Source organism: Burkholderia sp. Ac-20353, from assembly GCF_017104785.1.
Classification (GTDB): domain Bacteria; phylum Pseudomonadota; class Gammaproteobacteria; order Burkholderiales; family Burkholderiaceae; genus Burkholderia.
In genome coordinates, this window is sequence record NZ_JAAGPL010000028.1 from 1 (window position 1) to 22998 (window position 22998).

General features: G+C 67.8%; 24 protein-coding genes and 1 pseudogene. 17 read left to right on the top strand and 8 right to left on the bottom strand.

All coding sequences use genetic code 11. The features are described from left to right. From G3N94_RS12005 to G3N94_RS12040, 8 genes are all read left to right on the top strand, one after another. The coding region (locus G3N94_RS12005) for a 2-hydroxymuconic semialdehyde dehydrogenase (RefSeq protein ID WP_205792605.1) at nt 1-1374 on the top strand (1374 nt) is incomplete at its 5' end. A gap of 28 nt (nt 1375-1402) precedes the next feature. Continuing rightward, nucleotides 1403-2185 (top strand): 2-oxopent-4-enoate hydratase, encoded by a 783-nt coding sequence (gene dmpE / locus G3N94_RS12010; RefSeq protein ID WP_205792606.1) that lies wholly within the window; start codon nt 1403-1405, stop codon nt 2183-2185. Between the two features lie 40 nt (nt 2186-2225). Further along, nucleotides 2226-3158, top strand: a complete 933-nt coding sequence (locus G3N94_RS12015) for an acetaldehyde dehydrogenase (acetylating) (RefSeq protein WP_205792607.1) — start codon at nt 2226-2228, stop codon at nt 3156-3158. Nucleotides 3159-3203: 45 nt separating this feature from the next. Further along, nucleotides 3204-4250, top strand: coding sequence for a 4-hydroxy-2-oxovalerate aldolase (gene dmpG, locus G3N94_RS12020; protein WP_205792608.1), 1047 nt, complete (start codon nt 3204-3206; stop codon nt 4248-4250). Further along, on the top strand, nt 4247-5035 hold the full coding sequence (gene dmpH, locus G3N94_RS12025; RefSeq protein ID WP_205792609.1) for a 2-oxo-3-hexenedioate decarboxylase: 789 nt from the start codon (nt 4247-4249) through the stop codon (nt 5033-5035). Before dmpG ends, dmpH begins: the two co-directional genes overlap by 4 nt. A gap of 14 nt (nt 5036-5049) precedes the next feature. Continuing rightward, complete coding sequence (locus G3N94_RS12030; protein ID WP_205792610.1) at nt 5050-5241, top strand: 2-hydroxymuconate tautomerase; 192 nt, start codon at nt 5050-5052, stop codon at nt 5239-5241. A gap of 39 nt (nt 5242-5280) precedes the next feature. Next, nucleotides 5281-6102 carry an alpha/beta fold hydrolase gene (locus G3N94_RS12035; RefSeq protein ID WP_205792611.1) on the top strand — a complete coding sequence of 274 codons (822 nt, stop codon included), beginning with the start codon at nt 5281-5283 and terminating at the stop codon, nt 6100-6102. Nucleotides 6103-6246: 144 nt separating this feature from the next. Then, nucleotides 6247-7149: a transporter gene (locus G3N94_RS12040; RefSeq protein ID WP_205792612.1), complete on the top strand. Its 903-nt coding sequence runs from the start codon at nt 6247-6249 to the stop codon at nt 7147-7149. 123 nt (nt 7150-7272) lie between these two features. Here the strand turns inward: G3N94_RS12040 and dbpA are convergent, their stop codons facing one another. The 4 genes from dbpA to G3N94_RS12060 all read right to left on the bottom strand — a co-directional run bounded on the left by dbpA (nt 7273) and on the right by G3N94_RS12060 (nt 11881). Beyond that, the gene (gene dbpA / locus G3N94_RS12045; protein WP_205792613.1) at nt 7273-8667 is read right to left on the bottom strand and encodes an ATP-dependent RNA helicase DbpA; all 1395 of its coding nucleotides are present in this window, start codon (nt 8665-8667) and stop codon (nt 7273-7275) included. After that, the gene (locus tag G3N94_RS12050; RefSeq protein WP_124599689.1) at nt 8664-8861 is read right to left on the bottom strand and encodes a hypothetical protein; all 198 of its coding nucleotides are present in this window, start codon (nt 8859-8861) and stop codon (nt 8664-8666) included. Before G3N94_RS12050 ends, dbpA begins: the two co-directional genes overlap by 4 nt. Before the next feature lie 342 nt (nt 8862-9203). Beyond that, nucleotides 9204-10862: a malate dehydrogenase (quinone) gene (gene mqo / locus G3N94_RS12055; RefSeq protein ID WP_205792614.1), complete on the bottom strand. Its 1659-nt coding sequence runs from the start codon at nt 10860-10862 to the stop codon at nt 9204-9206. Nucleotides 10863-11392: 530 nt separating this feature from the next. Then, nucleotides 11393-11881: an Lrp/AsnC family transcriptional regulator gene (locus tag G3N94_RS12060; RefSeq protein WP_205792615.1), complete on the bottom strand. Its 489-nt coding sequence runs from the start codon at nt 11879-11881 to the stop codon at nt 11393-11395. Nucleotides 11882-11997: 116 nt separating this feature from the next. Between G3N94_RS12060 and G3N94_RS12065 the strand changes: the two genes are divergently transcribed. From G3N94_RS12065 to G3N94_RS12075, 3 genes are all read left to right on the top strand, one after another. After that, nucleotides 11998-13032: a histone deacetylase family protein gene (locus G3N94_RS12065; RefSeq protein ID WP_205792616.1), complete on the top strand. Its 1035-nt coding sequence runs from the start codon at nt 11998-12000 to the stop codon at nt 13030-13032. Nucleotides 13033-13147: 115 nt separating this feature from the next. Beyond that, nucleotides 13148-14224 (top strand): ornithine cyclodeaminase, encoded by a 1077-nt coding sequence (locus G3N94_RS12070; RefSeq protein ID WP_205792617.1) that lies wholly within the window; start codon nt 13148-13150, stop codon nt 14222-14224. Between the two features lie 44 nt (nt 14225-14268). Continuing rightward, a complete protein-coding gene (locus G3N94_RS12075) occupies nt 14269-15402 on the top strand; it encodes a branched-chain amino acid ABC transporter substrate-binding protein (protein ID WP_205792618.1) in 1134 nt (377 codons plus the stop codon). A 96-nt stretch (nt 15403-15498) separates the two neighbouring features. Here the strand turns inward: G3N94_RS12075 and G3N94_RS12080 are convergent, their stop codons facing one another. After that, nucleotides 15499-15975, bottom strand: a complete 477-nt coding sequence (locus tag G3N94_RS12080; protein WP_205792619.1) for a GNAT family N-acetyltransferase — start codon at nt 15973-15975, stop codon at nt 15499-15501. A gap of 132 nt (nt 15976-16107) precedes the next feature. Between G3N94_RS12080 and G3N94_RS12085 the strand changes: the two genes are divergently transcribed. After that, nucleotides 16108-17631, top strand: coding sequence for a PLP-dependent aminotransferase family protein (locus tag G3N94_RS12085; RefSeq protein WP_205792620.1), 1524 nt, complete (start codon nt 16108-16110; stop codon nt 17629-17631). Between the two features lie 25 nt (nt 17632-17656). On the opposite strand, the gene G3N94_RS12090 is transcribed toward G3N94_RS12085, so the two are convergent. Further along, nucleotides 17657-18694 carry an aldo/keto reductase gene (locus tag G3N94_RS12090; protein WP_205792654.1) on the bottom strand — a complete coding sequence of 346 codons (1038 nt, stop codon included), beginning with the start codon at nt 18692-18694 and terminating at the stop codon, nt 17657-17659. Nucleotides 18695-18987: 293 nt separating this feature from the next. On the opposite strand from G3N94_RS12090, the gene G3N94_RS12095 reads away from it, so the two are divergent. From G3N94_RS12095 to G3N94_RS42315, 4 genes and pseudogenes are all read left to right on the top strand, one after another. Continuing rightward, a complete protein-coding gene (locus G3N94_RS12095; protein WP_205792621.1) occupies nt 18988-19287 on the top strand; it encodes a helix-turn-helix domain-containing protein in 300 nt (99 codons plus the stop codon). Nucleotides 19288-19299: 12 nt separating this feature from the next. Next, entirely contained in the window at nt 19300-20652 is a 1353-nt protein-coding gene (locus G3N94_RS12100; RefSeq protein WP_205792622.1) for an aminotransferase class V-fold PLP-dependent enzyme, read from the top strand. Between the two features lie 182 nt (nt 20653-20834). Further along, entirely contained in the window at nt 20835-21257 is a 423-nt protein-coding gene (locus G3N94_RS12105) for a cupin domain-containing protein (protein WP_205792655.1), read from the top strand. Nucleotide 21258: 1 nt separating this feature from the next. Then, nucleotides 21259-21351: pseudogene (locus G3N94_RS42315) on the top strand (short-chain dehydrogenase); the annotation flags it as partial. A 23-nt stretch (nt 21352-21374) separates the two neighbouring features. On the opposite strand, the gene G3N94_RS12110 reads toward G3N94_RS42315, so the two are convergent. Continuing rightward, on the bottom strand, nt 21375-21674 hold the full coding sequence (locus G3N94_RS12110; RefSeq protein WP_205792623.1) for an AzlD family protein: 300 nt from the start codon (nt 21672-21674) through the stop codon (nt 21375-21377). Further along, complete coding sequence (locus tag G3N94_RS12115) at nt 21667-22401, bottom strand: AzlC family ABC transporter permease (protein ID WP_205792624.1); 735 nt, start codon at nt 22399-22401, stop codon at nt 21667-21669. Before G3N94_RS12115 ends, G3N94_RS12110 begins: the two co-directional genes overlap by 8 nt. A gap of 125 nt (nt 22402-22526) precedes the next feature. Here G3N94_RS12115 and G3N94_RS12120 point away from each other — a divergent pair, with 125 nt between their 5' ends. Continuing rightward, nucleotides 22527-22985, top strand: a complete 459-nt coding sequence (locus G3N94_RS12120; protein ID WP_124599676.1) for an Lrp/AsnC family transcriptional regulator — start codon at nt 22527-22529, stop codon at nt 22983-22985. Nucleotides 22986-22998 lie beyond the last annotated feature (13 nt).

Genomic DNA, 22998 nt, shown 5'->3' on the forward strand with positions numbered 1-22998 from the left:
ACGCTGATCGCCCGCGTCGCCGAAGCGGGGCGCGCGGATGTCGACGCGGCCGTGCGCGCGGCGCGCGCCGCGCTGTCGGGCCCGTGGGGCGGCCTGACGGTCGCGCAGCGCGTCGAGATCCTGTATGCGGTTGCCGACGGCATCGAGCGCCGTTTCGACGATTTCCTCGAAGCGGAAGTGGCCGACACCGGCAAGCCGGCGAGCCTCGCGCGCCATCTCGACATCCCGCGCGGCGCCGCGAACTTCAAGGTGTTCGCGGACGTCGTGAAGAACGTGCCCGGCGAAACCTTCGAGATGGCGACGCCCGACGGCGCCGGTGCGCTCAACTACGCGATCCGCCGGCCGGTCGGCGTGGTCGGCGTGATCTGTCCGTGGAACCTGCCGTTGCTGCTGATGACGTGGAAGGTCGGGCCCGCGCTCGCGTGCGGCAACACGGTGGTCGTGAAGCCGTCGGAAGAAACGCCGCAAACGGCCGCGCTGCTCGGCGACGTGATGAACGCGGCCGGCGTGCCGCGCGGCGTGTACAACGTCGTGCACGGCTTCGGCCCCGACTCGGCCGGCGAATTCCTGACGACCCACCCGGGCGTGAATGCGATCACGTTCACGGGCGAGACGCGCACCGGCGCGGCGATCATGAAGGCCGCCGCCGACGGCGCGCGGCCCGTCAGCCTCGAGATGGGCGGCAAGAACGCGGCGATCGTGTTTGCCGACTGCGACTTCGACGCGGCCGTCGAAGGCACGCTGCGCTCGTGCTTTGCGAACGCAGGGCAGGTGTGTCTCGGCACCGAGCGCGTGTACGTCGAGCGGCCGCTGTTCGAGCGCTTCGTCGCCGCGCTGAAGGCCGGCGCGGAGCGTCTGCAGCCGGGCCGGCCGGAAGCCGCGACGACCGGCATCGGGCCGCTGATCAGCCAGGAGCACCGCAACAAGGTGCTGTCGTACTACCGCCAGGCGGCCGAGCTCGGCGCGACCGTCGTCACCGGCGGCGGCGTGCCCGACATGCCGGACGACCTGCGCGACGGCGCGTGGGTGCAGCCGACGATCTGGACGGGCCTCGGCGACGACTCGCCGATCGCGCGCGACGAGATCTTCGGGCCGTGCACGCTCGTGATGCCGTTCGATTCCGAAGCCGAAGTCATCGGCCGCGCGAATGCGAACGCGTACGGGCTGTCGACCGCGATCTGGACCAGCAACCTGTCGCGCGCGCATCGCGTGGCCGCATCGATCGATGTCGGCATCGCATGGGTGAATGCGTGGTTCCTGCGCGACCTGCGCACCGCGTTCGGCGGCGCGAAGCAATCGGGCATCGGCCGCGAAGGCGGCGTGCATTCGCTCGAGTTCTACACGGAACTCCGCAACGTCTGCATCAAGCTCTGACCCTCCCGTTACCGACCGGATGAAAACCATGGATTCCACATTGATTACCACGCTCGGCGACCGGCTGTACGACGCGATGACGTCGCGCACGCCGATCGCGCCGCTGACGTCGCAGCACGAGGACCTGTCGGTCGACGACGCTTACCGGATCCAGCAGCGCTTTGTCGCGCGCCGCCTGGACGCCGGGGAAACCGTGATCGGCAAGAAGATCGGCGTCACGTCGAAGGCCGTGATGGACATGCTCGGCGTGTACCAGCCCGACTTCGGCTACCTGCTGTCGGGGATGGTGTACGGCGACGGCGAGTGCATTGCGCTCGACACGCTGATCCAGCCGAAGGCGGAAGGCGAGATCGCGTTCGTGCTGAAGCGCGACCTGCTCGGGCCCGGCGTGACGAACGCGATGGTGCTCGCCGCGACCGAATGCGTGATGCCGTGCTTCGAGATCGTCGATTCGCGGATCCGCGACTGGAAGATCCGGATCGGCGACACCGTCGCGGACAACGCGTCGTGCGGCGTGTTCGTGCTCGGCGACAAGGCGGTGAGCACGCGCAGCGTCGATCTCGCGACCTGCGGGATGGTGCTCGAGAAGAACGGCGACGTGATCGGCACGGGCGCCGGCGCGGCCGCGCTCGGCTCGCCGGTCAACGCCGTTGCGTGGCTCGCGAACACGCTCGGCCGGCTCGGCATCCCGCTGAAGGCTGGCGAGGTGATCCTGTCCGGCGCGCTGGCCGCGATGGCGAGCGTCGGGCCCGGCGACAACTTCCGCGTGTCGATCGGCGGGATCGGCGCGTGTTCGGTGCGGTTCGCGTGAGCGGCGCCGTTCCCATTTACTGGCAAACAAGGACATCCCCATGACCCGGAAAATCCGTTGCGCGCTGATCGGCCCCGGCAATATCGGCACCGACCTGCTCGCGAAACTGATGCGCAGCCCCGTGCTCGAGCCCGTCTGGATGGTCGGCATCGACCCCGAATCCGACGGCCTGAAGCGGGCCCGCGAACTCGGCCTGAAGACGACCGCGGACGGCGTCGACGGCCTCGTGCCGCACGTGCAGGCCGATCGCGTGCAGATCGCGTTCGACGCGACGAGCGCATACGTGCACGCGGAGAACAGCCGCAAGCTCAACGCGCTCGGCGTGCTGATGATCGACCTGACGCCGGCCGCGATCGGCCCGTACTGCGTGCCGCCCGTCAACCTGCAAGACCACATCGGCCGCGGCGAGATGAACGTGAACATGGTCACGTGCGGCGGCCAGGCGACGATCCCGATGGTGCGCGCGATCTCGCGCGTGCAGCCGGTCGCGTATGGCGAGATCGTCGCGACCGTGTCGTCGCGCTCGGTCGGCCCCGGCACGCGCAAGAACATCGACGAGTTCACGCGCACCACGGCTGCGGCGGTTGCGCAGGTCGGCGGCGCGAAGGAAGGCAAGGCGATCATCGTGATCAACCCGGCCGAGCCGCCGCTGATCATGCGCGACACCGTGCACTGCCTGACCGAAGGCGAGCCGGACGAGGCGCGCATCGTCGAATCGGTGCACGCGATGATCGCCGACGTGCAGCGCTACGTGCCCGGCTACCGGCTCGTCAACGGCCCGGTGTTCGACGGCCGGCGCGTGTCGGTCTATCTCGAGGTCGAAGGGCTCGGCGACTACCTGCCGAAATACGCGGGCAACCTCGACATCATGACGGCCGCCGCCGCGCGCACCGCCGAGATGTTCGCCGAGGAGCTGCTGGCGGGCCGCCTCGTGCTGGCGCCGCTGGCGCCGCTCGCGCCCGCAGCGGCCTGACGCCCACGCACGCCTATCCCACGATCGGACGAACAAGGAACCGCAATGAATCTCAAAGGAACGCGAATCACCGTCCACGACATGACGCTGCGTGACGGCATGCACCCGAAGCGTCACCAGATGACGCTCGACCAGATGCGCTCGATCGCGAGCGGACTCGACGCGGCCGGCGTGCCGCTGATCGAAGTCACGCACGGCGACGGCCTCGGCGGCTCGTCGGTCAACTACGGCTTTCCGGCGCACAGCGACGCCGATTACCTCGGCGCGGTGATCCCGCTGCTGAAGCGCGCGAAGGTGTCGGCGCTGCTGCTGCCGGGCATCGGCACCGTCGATCACCTGAAGGAGGCGCACGCGCTCGGCGTGCACACGATCCGCGTCGCGACGCACTGCACCGAGGCCGACGTGTCGGAGCAGCACATCGCGATGGCGCGCAAGCTCGACCTGGATACCGTCGGCTTCCTGATGATGAGCCACATGAACAGCCCGGAAGGGCTCGTGAAGCAGGCGAAGCTGATGGAGTCGTATGGTGCGAACTGCATCTACATCACCGATTCGGCCGGCTACATGCTGCCCGGCGACGTGACCGCGCGGCTTCGCGCGGTGCGCGACGCGCTGCGGCCCGACACCGAACTGGGCTTCCATGGCCACCACAACCTGGCGATGGGTGTCGCGAACTCGATCGCGGCGATCGAGGCCGGCGCGAACCGGATCGACGGCGCGGCGGCGGGGCTCGGCGCCGGCGCGGGCAACACGCCGCTCGAGGTGTTCGTCGCGGTGTGCGAGCGGATGGGCATCGAGACCGGCATCGACGTGTGGAAGATCCAGGACGTCGCCGAGGATCTCGTCGTGCCGATGATGGATTTCCCGATCCGCATCGACCGTGACGCGCTGACGCTCGGCTACGCGGGCGTGTACGGCTCGTTCCTGCTGTTCGCGAAGCGCGCGGGCGACAAGTACGGCGTGCCGGCGCGCGACATCCTCGTCGAGCTCGGCCGGCGCGGGATGGTGGGCGGGCAGGAAGACATGATCGAAGACACCGCGCTCACGCTCGCGAAGGCGCGCGCGGCACATGCGAAGCAGGAGGCAGCATGAATCTCACGACCGATATCGTCGACGCGCTGGCGACCCGCCTCGACGACTGTGCGCGCGACGCGCGCGACACGCCGAAGATCACCGACACGCATCCGGAAATGGACTGGGACGACGCGTATGCGGTGCAGGACGCGATCCGCGGCAAGCAGATCACGCGCGGCGCGCGGATCGTCGGCTACAAGGCCGGCCTGACGTCGCACGCGAAGATGCGCCAGATGGGCGTCAACACGCCCGTGTTCGGCTTCCTGACCGATATCTACACGCTGCCGGAAGGCGGCGAATGCGACACGGCCGCGCTGATCCATCCGAAGGTCGAGCCGGAAATCGCGTTCGTCACGAAGGCCGAGCTGAAGGGCCCCGGCTGCCATATCGGCGCGGTGCTCGCCGCGACGGATTTCGTCGTGGCCGGCATCGAGGTGATCGACAGCCGCTACCGCGATTTCAAATTCGACCTGAAGAGCGTGGTGGCCGACAACACGTCGGCTGCGCGCTTCGTCGTCGGCGGGCGGCCGCTCGCGGTCGACGGCGTCGACCTGCGCACGCTCGGCGTCGTGCTCGAGAAGAACGGGCAGCCGGTCGCGTTCGGTGCGGGCGCGGCCGTGCTCGGGCATCCGGCCGCCGCGATCGCGATGCTCGCGAACCATCTCGGCGCGCGCGGCGAAGCGATTCCCGCAGGCAGCGTGATCCTGTCGGGCGGCATCACCGAGGCGGTGGCCGTCGCGGCCGGCGACAGCGTGACGCTGCGCGTGCAGGACATCGGGTCGGTCGGCCTGCGTTTCATCTGACGAGGAGGCCAATCGTGCCGGTAGCTCATCTTTACATCCTGGAAGGCCGCGACGACGACAGGAAGGAACGCCTGATCGCCGAGGTCACCGAAGCCATCCATCGCTCGCTCGACGCGCCCGTCGAATCGGTGCGCGTGATCATCACCGAGATGCCGAAGGCGCACTTCGGGATCGGCGGGCAGAGTGCGAAAAAGCGCGGGCGCTGACGCGCCCGGCACACGACAGGAATCGACTGGAGGAGTGTCATGACGACCAACCCTGAAATCGGCCGCCGGATCGTCGCCGGCGGCATCGACACGAACTATCACGACGTCGGCGACGGGCCGCCCGTGCTGCTGATCCACGGCTCGGGGCCGGGTGTGACCGCCTACGCGAACTGGCGGCTCACGATGCCCGCGCTCGCGCAGCAGTTTCGAGTGATCGCGCCCGACATGGCCGGCTTCGGCGAGACCGAGCGGCCGGCCGGCTACCGGTATTCGCTGGACCACTGGGTCGACCATGCGCTCGGTTTGCTCGACGTGCTCGGCGTCGCGCGCGCACACGTGGTCGGCAATTCGTTCGGCGGCGCGCTCGCGCTCGCGCTGGCGATCCGGACGCCCGAGCGGGTCGGCCGGCTCGTGCTGATGGGCGCGGCCGGCACGCGCTTCGCGCTGACCGAGGGGCTCGACGCGGTATGGGGCTACACGCCGTCGATCGCGAACATGCGTGCGCTGCTCGACGTCTTCGCGTTCGACCGCACGCTCGTGAACGACGAACTCGCAAAGCTGCGCCATGACGCGAGCGTGCGGCCCGGCTACCAGGAAGCGTTCGCGAACATGTTTCCCGCGCCGCGGCAGCGCTGGGTCGATGCGCTCGCGAGCGACGACGCGAAGCTGCGCGCGCTCACGCACGACACGCTGATCGTCCATGGACGCGAGGATCGCGTGATTCCGCTCGCGAGCTCGCTGAAGCTGCTCGAGCTGCTGCCGAACGCGCAACTGCACGTGTTCGGCCGCTGCGGGCACTGGACGCAGATCGAGCACGCGGAGCACTTCAATCGGCTCGTGATCGATCACTTCGGCGGGTAACACGCATCGGCAGGTCGCGTTGCCGTCACGTGCCGGTTGGACCGGCGCGTGACGGCAGCGGAAGCGGTGGAAGCGGTGGAAGCAGTTTCGGCGCAGCAGAACACATAACAACACCAATCAGTAGAACGAATATTGGAGACATCGATGAAACGGAAGGCTGCATTCGGATTGATCTCGCTCGCCGCGTATGCGGGCATCACGTTGAGCACCGGTGCGTGGGCGACGGAAGGCGGCGGAGACACGATCGGCGAGGGCGCCGAGGCGTTCTTCGCGGGCGCGCTGCCGCCGGCCGGCCTGTACATGCTGGCGTACTACACGCATTACCATGCGTCGCGCTTCAACGATACGCATGGCAACGGCTCGGTGCCGGGTTTCAAGCTCGATGCGGACGTGCTGATTCCACGTGTCGTGTGGATGTCGAACCTGTCGCTGCTCGGCGGGCACTACGGTGCGTATGCGGTGCTGCCGATGCAGCATCTGGCGCTCGATGCGGGCGGCGCGTCGTTCGACCGCACCAATCTCGGTGACCTGATCGTCAGCCCCGCGATGATCGCGTGGGGCTCAGGTGCGCTGCGCACGGTCGCCGCGATCGAGTTCGTGTTCCCGACCGGCCAGTACGACGCGCACGCGGCGCTGAACACCGGCAGGAACTACTACACCGCGCGGCCCGTGTTCGGCGTGTCGTGGCTGCCGAACGACAAGGTCGAGGTATCGGCGAAGTTCACGTACAGCTTCAACGCGCCGAACAACGACACGCACTATCACTCGGGGAACCTGTTCCACGTCGACTACTCGGCGAGCTATGCGGTTACACCGAAGGTGCGCGTCGGCTTGTCGGGCTACCTGGTCAAGCAGACGACCGACGACATGCAGAACGGTCAGCCGGTCGCGGGCGACGGTTTTCGCGGACAGACGTTCGCGATCGGGCCCGGCGTTCGCTACCAGTTCAGCAAGATCAGCGTGGAAGCGCGCGTCGTGAAGGAGTTCTTCGTGCGCAACCGGCCGGCCGGGGAGGCCGTGTGGGCGAAGGCGGTCATACCGTTCTGACCGCACGGTTCGCGGCGGTCATCGTTGCGATGACGACGCTGTTCGCGCATCGTGATGGGCGGCGGAAGGTGGGGGCGGAGGGCGCCGCGCAGTATCTGGCGATGCTGCGCGGGCCCACCGCCATCATTCGTCCATCAGACGCACTTTCACCCGCTTGCCCTTGATCTTGCCCGCATTGAGCTTGCGCAACGCATCGTGCGCAATGCCGCGCTCGACGGCGACGTAAGTCGAGAACTCGGTCACGTTGATCTTGCCGATCTGCGCGCCGCTGAAGCCCGCATCGCCGGTCAGCGCGCCGAGCACGTCGCCGGGGCGGATCTTGTCCTTGCGGCCGCCGAGCACCTGCAGCGTTTCCATCGGCGGCAGCAGCGGCTCACTGGCGTCGGCCTTCAGTTCGGCGAGCGGATGCCATTCGACGTCGCGCTTCTGTGCGTGCTCGATGCCGCCGACGCGCCCCATCTCGTCCATGCTCGCGAGGCTCAGCGCCCAGCCTTCCTGGTCCGCGCGGCCCGTGCGGCCGATGCGGTGCACGTGCACTTCGGGATCGGGCGTCACGTCGACGTTGATCACCGCTTCGAGCTGCGCGATGTCGAGGCCGCGCGCGGCCACGTCGGTCGCGACGAGCACCGAGCAGCTGCGGTTCGCGAACTGGATCAGCACCTGGTCGCGTTCGCGCTGCTCGAGTTCGCCGTGCAGCGCGAGCGCGTGGAAACCCTGTGCGTGCAGCACGTCGAGCAGGTCGCGGCATTGCTGCTTGGTGTTGCAGAACGCGATCGTGCTGACCGGGCGATAGTGGTTCAGCAGCAGGCCGACCGCGTGCAGCCGCTCGTTCTCGGTCACTTCGTAGAAGCGCTGGCGGATCTTGCTGTCGTCGTGGCGTTCCTCGAGCTTCACTTCCTTCGGGTTGCGCAGAAACTGCTGGCTCAGCTTCGCGATCCCTTCCGGGTAGGTCGCGGAGAACAGCAGCGTCTGACGCGTCGGCGGGCATTGCCGCGCAACCTTCGCGATGTCGTCGAAGAACCCCATGTCGAGCATCCGGTCCGCTTCGTCGAGCACGAGCGTGTTCAGCGCGTCGAGCGTCAGGTGGCCGCGGTCCAGATGGTCCATGATGCGCCCCGGCGTGCCGACGACGATGTGCGCGCCGTGTTCGAGGCTCTGCGACTGCGGGCGCATCGGCGTGCCGCCGCACAGCGTCAGCACCTTGATGTTTTCCTCGGCGCGCGCGAGGCGGCGGACTTCCTGCGCGACCTGGTCGGCGAGTTCGCGCGTCGGGCACAGCACCATCGCCTGCACGTCGAAGCGGCGCACATCGAGGCGCGCGAGCAGCGCGAGCGAGAACGCGGCCGTCTTGCCGCTGCCCGTCTTCGCCTGCGCGATCAGGTCGTGGCCGGCCAGTGCGATCGGCAGGCTCGCGGCCTGGATCGGCGTCATGTCGGTGTAGCCGAGCTGCGCGAGATTCGCGAGCGTGGCGGGCGTCAACGACAGCGCGCTGAAGGGCGTGGTGGTCGGCTGGGTCATTCCAGGTCTCCGAGATAAGGGCGGCCTGCCATCTGTTCGTAGACGATCGTGCCGTCTTCGGCTTCGAAGCGCTCGACATAGTTGCGCGCGCCGCACAGCGGGCAGCGGAACAGCAGTCCCTGGCCTTCGTCCTTGATGACGACGTCGGATTCTTCCCACTGCGTGCCGCAGCTCTGGTTTCGGCAGGTAAACACGGTCATTCTCCAGCTGAATTCGGTTGTGCGCGCCGGCGCGACGGGCGCGGGCGCTGACGTTGCCCGGCCGTCGCGCGCGGCGGCCGCGTGAAATCGCGGCGAGGGCGGCGCACGGCGCGGCCGTTCGCGTGATGGTTCGTCGAGGTGGATGGTGGATCGGCGCGCGATCGGTGAAACGCGCGTGGCGCAATTCTAGCGGATACGGCGGCCGTGCCGGCGGTCTCGCGCGGGCGTGCGCCGAAATGAAAAACGGCCGCCCGGCCCGGACTGCCCCCCGGTGTGCGGGGTGGTCCGGATCGAACGGCCGTTTGATTCGATGCGGCGGTGCTCAGCGCATCGGCATCACAGTGCCATGTCGGCCGCGGCCTTGGCCGGCGCCGGCTTGGCAGGCTTGAGCGGGTTGAGCGGGTTGAGCGACGCTGCGGCGGCGCCCGGCTGAGCAGGCGCGGTCATGTCGATCTTCGGCGGCGGCGTGAGCTGCAGCACGTCGCTCGTATAGGTCCACTCGTCGTAGACCTTCGCGGGGCTGTCGTTCAGCTTCGTGCCGTAGCTCGGCACGATCTCGCGGATCTTCTGCTGCCACGCGGGCGTCGCGAGCTTGTCCTTGAACACGCGCTCGAGCAGGCTCAGCATGATCGGCGCGGCGGTCGATGCGCCCGGCGATGCGCCGAGCAGGCCCGCGATGCTGCCGTCCTTCGCGCTGACGATCTCGGTGCCGAGCTTCAGCACGCCGCCCTTCACGGGGTCGCGCTTGATGATCTGCACGCGCTGCCCGGCTTGCCACAGACGCCAGTCTTCCTTCTTCGCGTTCGGGAAATACTCCTTCAGCGCGTTGAAGCGGTCGTCGTCCGACAGCATCAGCTGGCCGGCGAGGTATTCGACGAGCGGGAACTCGTCGACGCCCACGCGCATCATCGGCATCGCGTTATGCGTGTTCGTGCTGGTCAGCAGGTCGAAGTACGAGCCGTTCTTCAGGAACTTGGTCGAGAACGTCGCGAACGGGCCGAACAGGATGATCTTCTTGCCGTCGATGATGCGCGTGTCGAGGTGCGGCACCGACATCGGCGGCGAGCCGACCGACGCCTTGCCGTACGCCTTCGCGAGGTGCTGCTTCACGACTTCCGGATTGTCGGTCACGAGGAACGAGCCGCCGACCGGGAATGCGCCGTAGTCCTTCGCTTCGGGAATGCCCGATGCCTGCAGCAGGTGCAGCGCGCCGCCGCCCGCGCCGATGAACACGAACTTCGCGTCGACGGCCTGCGGTGCTTCGTTCGAGTGCAGCTTGACCCACGACACGTGCCACGTGCCGTCCGCGTTGCGCGTGATGCCGCGCACTTCGCTCGACAGCGACAGCGAGAAGTTCGGCTGGCGCTGCAGGTAGCCGACGAACTGGCGCGTGATCTCGCCGAAGTTCACGTCGGTGCCGATCGGCGTCCAGGTGGCTGCGACCTTCTGCTTGCGGTCGCGGCCTTCCATCATCAGCGGCACCCACTGCCTGATCTGGTCGTAGTCTTCCGAATACTGCATGCCGCGGAACAGCGGGCTTGCCTGCAGCGCGTCATAGCGCTTCTTCAGGAAGCGGACGTTGTCGTCGCCCCACACGAAGCTCATGTGCGGCGTCGAGTTGATGAACGAGTGCGGGTTCTTCAGCACGCCCTGCTTGACCTGCCACGCCCAGAACTGGCGCGAGATCTGGAACGACTCGTTGATCTCGATCGCCTTCGTGATGCTGACCGTGCCGTCCGGCTTCTCCGGCGTGTAGTTGAGCTCGGCGAGCGCGGAGTGGCCCGTGCCCGCATTGTTCCAGCCGTTCGAGCTTTCCTGCGCGACGCCGTCGAGGCGCTCGACCATCGTCATCGACCAGTCCGGCTGCAGCTCGTGCAGCCAGACGCCGAGCGTCGAACTCATGATGCCGCCGCCCACCAGCAGGACGTCGACCTTCTTCGTGTCGGCCGCGTGAGCGGCAGACGCGGCTACGCACAGCGCGAGCCCGGACAGCATTACCCGTAACGTTTTAATCAAAGCACTACCCTTTTCAGCTTGGTCACATCAGGTCTGCCACGCCGCCCGGCGCACGGCTTCGTCGGCCGGCGCGCGAGCGTTCCGGACGATGCCGGATCGGCATCCGGAAATCCGGAGCGCATTTCCGGGATCCCGGAATGTGCTCGCGAAACACGCTGGTGCCGATGCGGAACCGATTAGAAGGACACCTTCCGATCGGCTTCGGGCGCGTCGTCCGTCACGTGCTGCCGGGACCGCGCAAAACGCGCGCGTGCCCTTGTGGAAAGCGTGTGCGGACGAGGCCGGCGGCCGCGCGCACGCATGCGGCGCGCGACGCGTTCATCGGGGGGCGGGTGGCAAGGGGCGCGTAATATAACCGAAGTCGATCATCGTGTCGTACGCGAAATTTGTCCTTGTTTTTGTGGGGTTTTTCGCGTGTCCGGCTTTCCGGAACGGGTTCGGTCGCGGCTGGAAAATGCGATGGTATCGGCAGGGTGCCGAACGGCATTTGTGCGCGCGCCCGACGGCGTTCACTCGTCCGGCACCGGCAACCGCGACGAGAACTTCACCTCGCGCAACGCGAGGCTCGACTGGATCGACGAGATGCCGGCCTGCTTCCTGAGCACGTGCTCGACGAACTCCGCATACGCATCGAGATCGGTCGCGACGACCTGCAGCATGTAATCGGCCGCGCCGGTGATCTTGTGGCACGACACCACTTCGTCGCGATGCCGGATCACCATTTCGAAATGGTCGGAGGTCTGGTCCGAATGCATGTTGAACGTGACGAGCACGAACGCGAACACGTTCATGCCGAGCGCGCGCCGGTCGAGGTTCGCCTGATAGCCGGTGATCACGCCCTCGTCCTCGAGCCGCTTGCGGCGCCGCCAGCAGGGCGTCACGCTCAGCGACAGCTTCTCGCCGAGCGTCGCGTTCGACAGCGCGCCGTCCTCCTGCAGCAGGCGCAGCATCGCGCGGTCGACGCCATCCATTTCGGTGGCCGGGCGATTTTTGCTCATATCTGGCATCCCGTAGACAGTTTGTACAAAAGTGTAAGCAACACACGCGCGAAAAGCAAAGCTATTGCCCACTCTCGCCAATAAACTGTTGCTCACCCTTATCGCAACGGTCAAACATGCTCACGATCTACAGCAGCGATCATCGCCTGCATCGCGGCGTCGAACTGAAGGACGGCGCCATCACCGAGTCGTTCGAGAACCCCCAGCGCGCCGAAACGGTGCTCGCGCAAGTCCGGGCGACCGGCCTCGGCGACGTGATCGCGCCGCAATCGTTCGACCGCGCGTGCTACGCGCTTGCGCACAGCCAGCGCTACGTCGATTTCCTGGCGGGCGCGTGGGACGAATGGCGCGCGACCGGCCGGACCTGCCAGGCGCTGCCGCTCGTGTGGCCGGTGCGCGCGATGCCGGCTGCCGCAACGCCGCCCGCGTTCATCGACGGCAAGCTCGGCTTCTTCGCGATGGATGCGGGCGCGCCGATCAACGCCGGCACGTGGGACGCGGTGAGTGCCAGCGCGAATTCGGCGCTGACGGGCGCCGACCTGCTGTCGAACGGCACGCGCGCGGCGTTCGCGCTGTGCCGTCCGCCCGGTCACCATGCGGGCCGCGAATACATGGGCGGCTACTGCTACCTGAACAACGCGGCGATCGCGGCGCAGCACGCGATCACGCGCGGCGCGGCGCGCGTCGCGGTGCTCGACGTCGATTTCCATCACGGCAACGGCACGCAGGACATCTTCTACGACCGATCGGACGTGCTGTTTGCGTCGATTCACGGCGAGCCTTCGGTGTCGTACCCGTACTTCTCCGGCTATGCGGACGAGTGCGGCACGGGTGAGGGCGAAGGCTTCAACCTGAACCTGCCGCTGCCGAAGGGCACGCTGTGGAACACCTACGACGAAGCGCTCGGCCGTGCGACGGCGGCGATCGCCGCGCATGCGCCCGACGTGCTCGTCGTGTCGCTCGGCGTCGACACGTTCGAGCACGACCCGATCAGCCACTTCCGTCTGCGCTCGCAGGACTACCTGCGGATCGGCGAGGCGCTCGCGCGCCTGAACCTGCCGACGCTGTTCGTGATGGAGGGCGGCTATATGGTCGACGAGATCGGCATCAATGCGGTCAATGTGCTGCTCGGCTTCGAAGGCCGCGCATAACGGTCACGCATGACGGCCGCACATAGCGACCGCACATGACGGCCACACACAACGGCCGCGCGCCAACCATTTCAACGGCGGCCTGCCGGCCGCCGCAACCGATGGAGCAACTTGCATGACGCGATATCTGGATGTGACGAGCGTGTCGAAGCTCGTCGACGCAGTCGGGATCCCGCAGATCCTGACGACGATGGCTTCGTACATCGAGCAGGACTACCGCCGCTGGGAGACGTTCGAGAAGACCGCGCGCGTCGCCAGCCATTCGCCCGACGGCGTGATCGAGCTGATGCCGACGTCCGACACCCGGCTGTATGCGTTCAAATACGTGAACGGGCACCCGAAGAACACGAAGGCCGACTTGCTGACGGTGATGGCGTTCGGCGTGCTCGCCGACGTCGACACCGGCTATCCGCTGCTGCTCAGCGAGATGACGCTGACGACGGCGATCCGCACGGCCGCGACGTCCGCGCTGGTCGCGCGCTTCCTCGCGCGCAGCGACGCGCGTTCGATGGCGCTGATCGGCAACGGCGCGCAGAGCGAATTCCAGGCGGTCGCGTTTCACGAGATGCTCGGTATCGACGAACTGCGCGTGTTCGACATCGATCCGGCGGCGACCGACAAGCTCGTGCGCAATCTCGCGCCGTTCACGGGGCTGCGCGTGATCCGCTGCGCGTCGGCGGCCGATGCGGTGCGCGGCGCGGACATCGTGACGACGGTCACCGCCGACAAGACGAACGCGACGATCCTGACGCCCGACATGATCGAGGACGGGATGCACGTCAATGCGGTGGGCGGCGATTGCCCCGGCAAGACCGAACTGCATGCGGACGTGCTGCGGCGCGCACGCGTCGTCGTCGAGTTCGAGCCGCAGACGCGCATCGAAGGCGATCTCCAGCAGATGCCCGCGGATTTCCCGGTCGTCGAGTTCGCGCAGGTCGTGTCCGGCGCGCAGCCAGGCCGGGAATCCGATGCGCAGGTGACGGTGTTCGACTCGGTCGGCTTCGCGCTCGAGGATTTCTCGGCGCTGCGCTATCTGAACGCGGCCGCGCGCGAGCGCGACATCGGCATCGAGCTTGACCTGATTCCGACGCCGCGCGATCCGAAGAACCTGTTCGGCGTCGCGACCGGCAGCGAGGCCAGTGCGGCGTCCGGCGCCGCGGGCCGTGCGATGCTCGCAGCCCTGAGCCATTGATGATTCGTACCGACACCAACAACATAGCCCACCAGGAGACAAACATGATTCGACTACACAAGACGACGTTGGCCGCGGCCGCCGCGATGATCTGCGCGCTGTCCGCGCACGCGGACGAAATCGTGCGCATCGGCCACGTCGCGCCGCTGACCGGCCCGATCGCGCACCTCGGCAAGGACAGCGAGAACGGCGCGCGGCTGGCCGTCGAGGAGATCAACGCGAAAGGGCTCGTGATCGGCGGCAAGAAGGTGACGCTGCAGCTCGATCCGCAGGACGACGCGGGCGATCCGCGCACCGCGACGCAGGTCGCGCAGCGGCTCGTCGACGACAAGGTGGTGGGTGTCGTCGGCCATCACAACTCGGGCACGTCGATCCCGGCGTCGCGCGTCTATCGGGATGGCGGCATCGTGCAGATCTCGCAGGCCGCGACCAATCCGATGTACACGCAGCAGGGCTTCAAGACGACCTACCGGGTCGTCGCGACCGACGCGCAGCAGGGGCCGGCGCTCGCCAGTTATGCGATGAAGAGCATGGGCATCAAGACGGTGGCCGTGATCGACGACGCGACCGCCTACGGCCAGGGGCTCGCGACCGAATTCGAGAAGGCCGCGCAGGCCGCCGGCGTGAAGATCGTGTCGCGCGATGCGACGAACGACAAGGCGATCGATTTCCGCGCGATCCTCACGAAGATCAAGGGCGAGAACCCGGACGCGATCATGTATGGCGGCATGGATGCGACCGGCGGGCCGCTCGCGAAGCAGGCGCGGCAGCTCGGCCTGCGCGCGAAGATCCTCGGCGGCGACGGCGTGTGCTCGACCGACCTGCCGAAGCTCGCGGGCGCGGCATCCGACAACGTCGTGTGCTCCGAAGCGGGCATCGCGCTCGAGAAGATGCCGGGCGGCGCGGCGTTCGCGCAGCGCTACGAGGCGCGCTACCATCAGCCGCTGCAGGTCTATGCGCCGTTCTCGTACGACGCCGTCTACATCATCGTCGACGCGATGAAGCGCGCGAACTCGACGTCCGCCGCGAAGGTGCTGGCCGCGATGCCGGCCACCGACTATCGCGGCGTGATCGGCGAGACGAGCTTCACGCCGCAGGGCGACCTGAAGCACGGTGCGATCTCGGTGTTCTCGTACAAGGGCGGCAAGAAGATGCTGCTCGACATCGTGAAAATGTGATGCAGCCTGGCGGACGCGGCGCGATGCAACTGCGTCGCGTCCGCAGCATCGATATGAAGCGACAAGCGGCGGGCGAATGGTCCCGCCGCTTGCCGTTTACCGCGGCAGCACCTTCCGGTAGATCACGAAGCCCGACTTTTCCGCGACCGTGTCGTAGAGCCGCATCGCGGTGTGGTTCGTCTCGTGCGTCTGCCAATACACGCGTTCCGCCCGCGCGCTGCGCGCCTCCGCATAGACGGCTTCGATCAGCGCGCGGCCGACGCCCTTGCCACGCTCGCTGTCGAGCGTGAACAGGTCCTGCAGATAGCAGGTCGGGCCGATCAGCGTCGTGCTGCGGTGATACAGGAAATGCACGAGCCCGACGAGCGTCCCGTTGCGTTCCGCGACGAACGCATGCACGGGTTCGTACCCGTCGAAGAAGCGCGACCACGTGAGTCGCGTGATTTCCGCCGGCAGTGCCGTCTCGCCGAAGCGCCCGTAGAAGCGGTTGTAGCCGTCCCAGAGCGGCAGCCAGTTGTCGTAGTCGTCCTCGCGGACGCGGCGCACGGTCAGGCTCGCATCGGTAGCGTTCATGTTATTGACCTCTCGTTGATTGGCGTGGAGTGGGGCCGTTGCCGGCATGGCGGGATACGGCTCGAATGCTTACGATAGAAAATTCGTGGCACCATGTGTAGACCCATGAGCCAACCCATTCCTGGAGCCACGATGGACTACGGTGTTTTGCTGTCGATGTTCGAGCGCGAAACCGGGCCGGACGCAGTCGCGCGAATGTCGCAGCAGCACCGGCTCTATGCGTGCCTGCGCGCGGCGATCCTCGGTGGCCGGATTGCGGAAGGCGCGCGCTTGCTGCCGACGCGCACGCTTGCCGACGAGCTGCGCATCGCGCGCAATTCGGTGCTGTACGCGTATGAACGACTGACTGCCGAAGGTTTCGTGATCGGCACGCGGCAGGGCACCGTGGTTGCGCGTGTGGGCTTGCCTCATCCGCCTGCTGCGCCGGTGTCGGCCGCTGCCGATGCCGATGCCGCTGCTGTTGCTCGTGCTGCTGCCGTGGCCGGCGATGCCGCGACGCTGTCGCGGCGTGTCGCGCACGCCGAGCGCGCGAGCGGCGGCATCGACGAGTCGCTGCCGTTCACGCCGGGCGCGCCCGCGGTCGATGCGTTCCCGCTGCCGCAATGGCGGCGCTGCATCGAGCGCGCATGGCGCACCGCCGGGCCCGCGCAACTCGGCTATCAGGCGGCGGAAGGGAACGCGCCGCTGCGCGAAGCGATCGCCGGCTACCTGCGCGTGTCGCGCGGCGTGCGTTGCGACGCGGAGCAGGTCATCGTCACCGACGGCACGCAGAATGCGCTCGACCTGTGCGCCCGCGCGCTGGCCGACGCGGGCGACACCGCGTGGATCGAGAATCCCGGCTACCACGGTGCGCGCAATGCGTTCCTCGCCGCCGACCTGCGCGTCGTGCCGATTGGCGTCGATGCGGACGGCCTCGCGCCGCGGGCGGACGACTGGCGCGATCGACCGCCGAAGCTGATCTACATCACGCCGTCGCACCAGTATCCGCTCGGCGCGGTGATGAGCCTCGAACGGCGGCTCGCACTGGTCGCGCACGCGCGCGCGGCCGGCGCGTGGATCGTCGAGGACGACTACGACAGCGAATTCCGTCATCACGGCGCGCCGCTCGCGGCTGTGCAGGGCCTCGCCGACGATGCGCCGGTGATTTATCTCGGCACCTTCAGCAAGGTGATGTTTCCGGCGCTGCGGATCGGCTTCCTGATCGCGCCGCCCGCGCTCGCGCGTGCGCTGCGCGACGCGGCCGGTGCGCTGATGCTGCACGGGCGCGCAGTCGAGCAGCACGCGCTCGCGGATTTCATCGAGGCCGGGCATTTCGCGCGGCACCTGCGGCGCATGCGCCGGCTGTACGCGGAGCGGCGCATGGCACTGCAGGACGCGCTCGAGCGCCACCTGCGCGCGCAGCTGACGGTCTCCGGCGGCGCCGGCGGCATGCATCTGTCCGCGCGGCTCGACGTGCCGGTGGCCGATACCGAACTGAGCCGCATCGCGCTGGCGCGCGGGCTGAACCTGCGGCCGCTGTCGACGTTCTGCCTGCCGGGCACGGAGCAGCGCTACAACGGCCTCGTGCTCGGGTATGGCGGCGTGCCGGCCGAACGGATGGACGCGCTCGCGCGGCGGATCGCGAGCGTGATCGACGTGGCACTGGCGGCGCGGTGACGGCGAGCGGCCGCCGCAGTCCGCGTTATCCGCGCATCGGCGGATTCAACCGCGCGAACGCCTGCTGCCGGTGATACGGAAAGTACGGGTAAGGGGCCGCCACCGCACTCGCCGCGTCGAGCTTCGCCACCTGCTCGCCGGTCAGCGACCAGCCGACCGCACCGAGGTTCTGCCGCAGCTGTTCCTCGTTGCGCGCGCCAATGATCACCGATGACACCGTCGGCCGCTGCAGCAGCCAGTTCAGCGCGATCTGCGCGACGCTCTTGCCGGTTTCCTGCGCGACGTCGTCGAGCGCGTCGACGACGCGGTACAGGTGCTCGTCGTCGACCGGCGGGCCGTAGCTCGCGGTTTCGTGCAGGCGGCTGCCGTCGGGCAGCGGCGCGCCGCGGCGGATCTTGCCGGTCAGGCGTCCCCAGCCGAGCGGGCTCCACACGAGCGCGCCGAGGCCCTGGTCGGCGCCGAGCGGCATCAGGTCCCATTCGTAGTCGCGGCCGATCAGCGAGTAGTAGGCCTGGTTCGCCACATAGCGCGTCCAGCCGTGCCGGTCGGCGGCCGCGAGCGACTTCATGATCTGCCAGCCGGCGAAGTTCGACACGCCGATGTAGCGCAGCTTGCCCGCGCGCACGAGCGTGTCGAGCGTGGACATCACTTCCTCGACCGGCGTGTGCGCGTCGAACGCGTGAAGCTGCAGCAGGTCGATGTAGTCGGTATCGAGGCGGCGCAGTGCGTCGTCGACCGCGCGCACGAGGCGCGAACGCGACGTGCCCGCGTCGTTCGGGCCGTCGCCGGTCGGCAGGCCCGTCTTGGTCGAGATCAGCACCTTGTCGCGGCGTCCGCTGATCGCCGCGCCGAGCACGGTTTCGGACGCGCCGTCCGAGTACACGTCGGCGGTGTCGAACAGGTTCACGCCGGCGTCGAGACAAATGTCGACGAGGCGGCGCGCTTCGTCGACGCCCGTGTTGCCCCATGCGCCGAACAGCGGGCCGGTGCCGCCGAACGTGCCGGCGCCGAAGCTGAGGACGGGGACTTTCAGGCCGGATTGGCCGAGCGTGCGGTATTCCATCATGCGTTCCTGTCGTCGGGTGGGGTAAGGCAGGCGCTTTCCGCAGAAGCGTTGCGAGCTTGCGTGACGCGCTGCCGCAGCGGGGCCGCTTGGCGGCCTGCCGTTGCAGTACAGCAATTTAGCGCGTGCCGCGCGCGCTGATAATTGGGCTGCCTTTGAAAACAACGTTCGAAGAAATTGAAAGATGCAGGCCCGCGATCACGGACCGATTACGGACCGATGATGGACCACCCCGCGTTTGCACGCATTTCATCATTTAGCTAATATTCGAAATGTTCGACGACGCAGACGCCATGGACGACCTCACCCGCATCAGCGCCCTTGCCAATGAAAGCCGGCTTGCCGTGATGCGCTGGCTCGGGAATCCGAGGCAGCACTTCCCGCCGCAGCCGCACGGCGACATCGACGCGCTCGGCGTGTGCTGCACGTTCATCACCGAGAAGCTCGGCATCGCGCCGGCGACGACGACCCGCCACATGCGCATCCTCGCGGATGCCGGCTTCGTGCGCGCGACCCGTGTCGGCAAATTCACGTACTACAAGCGGATCGACGCCGAGCTGAAGAAGCTGGGCCGCGATCTGTCACAACTCTGAGAGACACCCGACATGAACGAACTTGCGTTGCTGGCCGATGCCGATCAACGGGCGCGTGCGTACCTCGCGTCGGCGGATGTGCGCCGCGCGTTTCCGGACGCCGCGGCACTGGCGAACCTGGCCGCGTTCGACGAGCCGTTGCCCGAGCAGGGGAAGCCGGCCGGCGACGTGCTGCGCCTGCTCGACGAGGCGGGCTCGCCCGCGACCGTCGCGTCGAACGGCCCGAACTACTTCGGCTTCGTGATCGGCGCGGCGCTGCCGGCCGCCGCCGCGGCCGAGCGCCTGATGCTCGCGTGGGACCAGTGCGCGTCGTCGTTCGACAATTCGCCGGTTGCCGCGACGCTCGAACGGCTCGCGGCGCGCTGGGTCGTCGATGCGCTCGACCTGCCGCGCGACAGCGCGGTCGGCTTCGGCACCAGCGCCACGGCGTGCACGCTCGTCGCGATCGCCGCTGCGCGGCGCGCGCTGCTCGCGCGCAAGGGCTGGGACTTCGACGGCGACGGGCTGAGCGGCGCGCCGGAGATCAAGGTGGTGATTTCGGAGCTTGCGCACATCACGGTCAAGAAGGCGCTGCGGGTGCTCGGCTTCGGGATGAAGCGCATCGTCGTCGCGCCGGTGGACGCGCACGGACGCATCGACCCCGATCGCCTGCCGCCGCTCGACGACATGACGATCTTCTGCGTGCAGGCCGGCGAGGTGAACACTGGCGAGTTCGATCCGTTCGCCGAGCTGATCCCGCGCGCGAAGGCGGCGGGCGCGTGGGTGCACGTCGACGGCGCGTTCGGCCTTTGGGCGCGGGCGTCGTCGAAGCGTGCGCTGACCGACGGCATCGATGGCGCGGACAGCTGGACGACCGACGGCCACAAGTGGCTGAACACGCCGTACGACGGCGCGATGGTGATCTGCCGGGACGCCGATGCGCTCGCCGCGGCGATGAACGCCGACGCCGTGTATTCGAGCGCCGCGCGGGATGCGCAGAAAAACCTCAACCTCGAGTTCTCGCGCCGGGCGCGCGGCGTCCCGGTCTGGGCCGCGCTGCGCTCGCTCGGGCGCGACGGCGTGGCCGCGCTGGTCGACCGGCATTGCGCGTACGCGTCGCGCATCGCCGACGGTCTGCGGGCGGCTGGCTACGACGTGCTGAACCGCGTGGTGCTCAATCAGGTACTGGTGCGCGCGGGCACGGACGGGCAAACTGTCGCGATCCGCGAAGCCGCGCAGGCATCCGGCGAGGTCTGGTTCGGCGCGACCGTGTGGCAGGGGCGGCCGGCATTCCGGATCAGCGTGTCGTCGTGGCGGACCGGCGATGAACACGTCGAACGGCTCGTCGGCCTGCTTGCCACATTGCGCGAGCGGCACGCCGGCTGAAGCGTGCGGCGCGGCGATCGTGGACGAACACCGGGCCGCCGCGTTGTATTGCAACTAACAGCCAACCGATCGGTTGCAGCACCGCGTGGCGGACGGGTCACTCAATCCAAGCATCTATCGTTGCGAGCACAACCTTGACGAACAATCCTCGTGAATTGTTGAAGGCAGCCGAGATCGAGAGCATGGAGCCGGAGCGCTCGGTCCATTCGTTGAATGCCGACGCGGTCCGTCTCAAGAAACCGCTGGGCGACCTGACCGGGCTCACGCAGCTCGGCGTGGTGCAGGTCACGTTGATGCCGGGACACGGGACGGCCGAGTATCACATGCACCACTACGAGGAAGAATGCGTGTACGTGCTTTCCGGCTATGGCACCGCGACGATCGGCGAGCGCGACCATGCGGTCGGGCCTGGCGATTTCCTCGGGTTCCGGCGTGGCGGCGACGCGCACACGCTGGTGAACACGGGTGACGTGCCGCTCGTGCTCTTCGTCGCCGGGCAGCGGCTCGAACATGACGTGTGCGATTACCCGAGGATCGGCAAGCGCCTGTTCGTGGCCGGGAAGCGCGAGGCGCTGATCGATTTGCCCGACGGGGAAGACGCATGAGGCTTCCCGTGTCGGTGCGGTGGCGCCGGGCCCCGTCGGCACGCCACTAACCGCCGGTCGGGCCCACGCGCAGGCACTTTGGCGCGAGCGCGCATGTGCGCTGCGCGCCGCGCCGACTTACCCGAGCAGGTGCCGCAGCACACCTGCCGCGACGACGCCGATCGTCACGGTCGGCAGGATCGACAGGCGGGTCGCGGCGAGCAGCGTGATCGCGAGCGCGACCAGATCGGCGGGGCGGCTCGATACGAACGCCGGCGCAATCACCGAGATCAGCACGCAGCCGGGCACGTTTTCCATCACGGCGGTCATGCGCGGGCTCAGCGTGCGATTGCGCAGCATCACGTAGCCGAGGATGCGCGACAGGTACGTGCTCGACGCCATCAGCACGATCGTCGCGAGGGTAGCGGCGTCAGGCATCGCGCGGCTCCCACACCAGCGCGGCGATCAGCCCCGCGCACGCGCCGGCCGCGACATACCACGCGCCGGGCACGGCCAGATGTGTGGCGGCCGCGACGACGAGGCTGACGAACCACGGCCGGCTCGCGCGCATGCCTTTCCACATGCCGCGCAGCAGCACGAGAAAGACTGCCGTGAACGCCATGTCGAAGCCGTACTGCTCGACGTCGCCGATCGTTGGGCCGAGCGCCGCGCCGAGCGTGGTCATCGACACCCACGTCGAATAGAGGCCGGCTGCGATGCCCGCGTAGTACGCGACGCTGATGTGGTCGGCCGACCGCTGCCGCGCATCGGCGAGCGACATCGCCCAGCTCTCGTCGCACATGAAGAACAGCGCGGCGAACGCGCGCCGGCGCGGCAGGCGCCGGATATACGGCGCGAACGCGGCGCCCATCAGGATGTGACGCGAATTCACGAGGAACGACATCGCGACGATCAGCGCGATGTGCGGCGGCGACGTCCACAGATGGATCGCCGCGAATTCTGAACCGCCGCCGAAATTGAGGCCCGTCATCAGCGGCACTTCGAGGATGCTCAGGCCCTTCTGGGCTGCCTGCGCACCCAGCACCAGCGCGAACGGAATGAAACCCAGCATGACGGGCAGCGCCGCGCGCATCCCGCGGCCCATCTCGGCGATAAAGGCGGGCCGCTCGCGCAGCCCGGTCGATGTTGAAACGCTACTGCTCATTACTCCTCCTTCGGGGGGGAGGATTGTCTGCTTTTTTGACTCGAATCGGGTTGCGTTGTGGCCAGATATTTCGGAGAATTTGGCATTCAATGTCGTCGTTTACAAAATCATGGAATTTGATGCCAATGAAGATTGATGCGATCGACCGGCGAATCCTGAACGCGCTGCAGCGCGACGGCCGCATGCAGAATGTCGAGCTCGCGCACGAAGTGGGGCTGTCGCCGTCGCCGTGCCTGCGGCGCGTGCGGCTGCTCGAGGAGGCGGGCGTGATCGAGAAATACGTCGCGGTGCTGAATCCGGCGAAGGTCGGCAAGGCGCTGACGATCTTCGCGCGCGTGTGGCTGAAGGGGCAGGACGCCGACACCGTGAATCGCTTTGCCGATGCGGTCCAGCAGATGCCGGAGGTCGTCGAGTGTCACCTGATGGCGGGCGATTGCGATTTCCTGCTGCGCATCGTCGCGGCCGACATCGACGACTACCGGCGCTTCCAGATGGAATACCTGACGCGCATCCCGGGCGTGCAGAGCGTGAAGACCGACATTCCGATGCAGAAGATCAAGCTGACGTCGGCGTTGCCGACGTAGCGTGTGGTGTGAT

Coding starts and splice junctions, on each gene's coding strand:
- dmpE (WP_205792606.1), top strand. CDS start 1,403: ATGGATTCCACATTGATTACCACGCTCGGCGACCGGCTGTACGACGCG.
- G3N94_RS12015 (WP_205792607.1), top strand. CDS start 2,226: ATGACCCGGAAAATCCGTTGCGCGCTGATCGGCCCCGGCAATATCGGC.
- dmpG (WP_205792608.1), top strand. CDS start 3,204: ATGAATCTCAAAGGAACGCGAATCACCGTCCACGACATGACGCTGCGT.
- dmpH (WP_205792609.1), top strand. CDS start 4,247: ATGAATCTCACGACCGATATCGTCGACGCGCTGGCGACCCGCCTCGAC.
- G3N94_RS12035 (WP_205792611.1), top strand. CDS start 5,281: ATGACGACCAACCCTGAAATCGGCCGCCGGATCGTCGCCGGCGGCATC.
- G3N94_RS12040 (WP_205792612.1), top strand. CDS start 6,247: ATGAAACGGAAGGCTGCATTCGGATTGATCTCGCTCGCCGCGTATGCG.
- dbpA (WP_205792613.1), bottom strand. CDS start 8,667: ATGACCCAGCCGACCACCACGCCCTTCAGCGCGCTGTCGTTGACGCCC.
- mqo (WP_205792614.1), bottom strand. CDS start 10,862: ATGCTGTCCGGGCTCGCGCTGTGCGTAGCCGCGTCTGCCGCTCACGCG.
- G3N94_RS12060 (WP_205792615.1), bottom strand. CDS start 11,881: ATGAGCAAAAATCGCCCGGCCACCGAAATGGATGGCGTCGACCGCGCG.
- G3N94_RS12065 (WP_205792616.1), top strand. CDS start 11,998: ATGCTCACGATCTACAGCAGCGATCATCGCCTGCATCGCGGCGTCGAA.
- G3N94_RS12070 (WP_205792617.1), top strand. CDS start 13,148: ATGACGCGATATCTGGATGTGACGAGCGTGTCGAAGCTCGTCGACGCA.
- G3N94_RS12075 (WP_205792618.1), top strand. CDS start 14,269: ATGATTCGACTACACAAGACGACGTTGGCCGCGGCCGCCGCGATGATC.
- G3N94_RS12080 (WP_205792619.1), bottom strand. CDS start 15,975: ATGAACGCTACCGATGCGAGCCTGACCGTGCGCCGCGTCCGCGAGGAC.
- G3N94_RS12085 (WP_205792620.1), top strand. CDS start 16,108: ATGGACTACGGTGTTTTGCTGTCGATGTTCGAGCGCGAAACCGGGCCG.
- G3N94_RS12090 (WP_205792654.1), bottom strand. CDS start 18,694: ATGGAATACCGCACGCTCGGCCAATCCGGCCTGAAAGTCCCCGTCCTC.
- G3N94_RS12095 (WP_205792621.1), top strand. CDS start 18,988: ATGGACGACCTCACCCGCATCAGCGCCCTTGCCAATGAAAGCCGGCTT.
- G3N94_RS12100 (WP_205792622.1), top strand. CDS start 19,300: ATGAACGAACTTGCGTTGCTGGCCGATGCCGATCAACGGGCGCGTGCG.
- G3N94_RS12105 (WP_205792655.1), top strand. CDS start 20,835: ATGGAGCCGGAGCGCTCGGTCCATTCGTTGAATGCCGACGCGGTCCGT.
- G3N94_RS12110 (WP_205792623.1), bottom strand. CDS start 21,674: ATGCCTGACGCCGCTACCCTCGCGACGATCGTGCTGATGGCGTCGAGC.
- G3N94_RS12115 (WP_205792624.1), bottom strand. CDS start 22,401: ATGAGCAGTAGCGTTTCAACATCGACCGGGCTGCGCGAGCGGCCCGCC.
- G3N94_RS12120 (WP_124599676.1), top strand. CDS start 22,527: ATGAAGATTGATGCGATCGACCGGCGAATCCTGAACGCGCTGCAGCGC.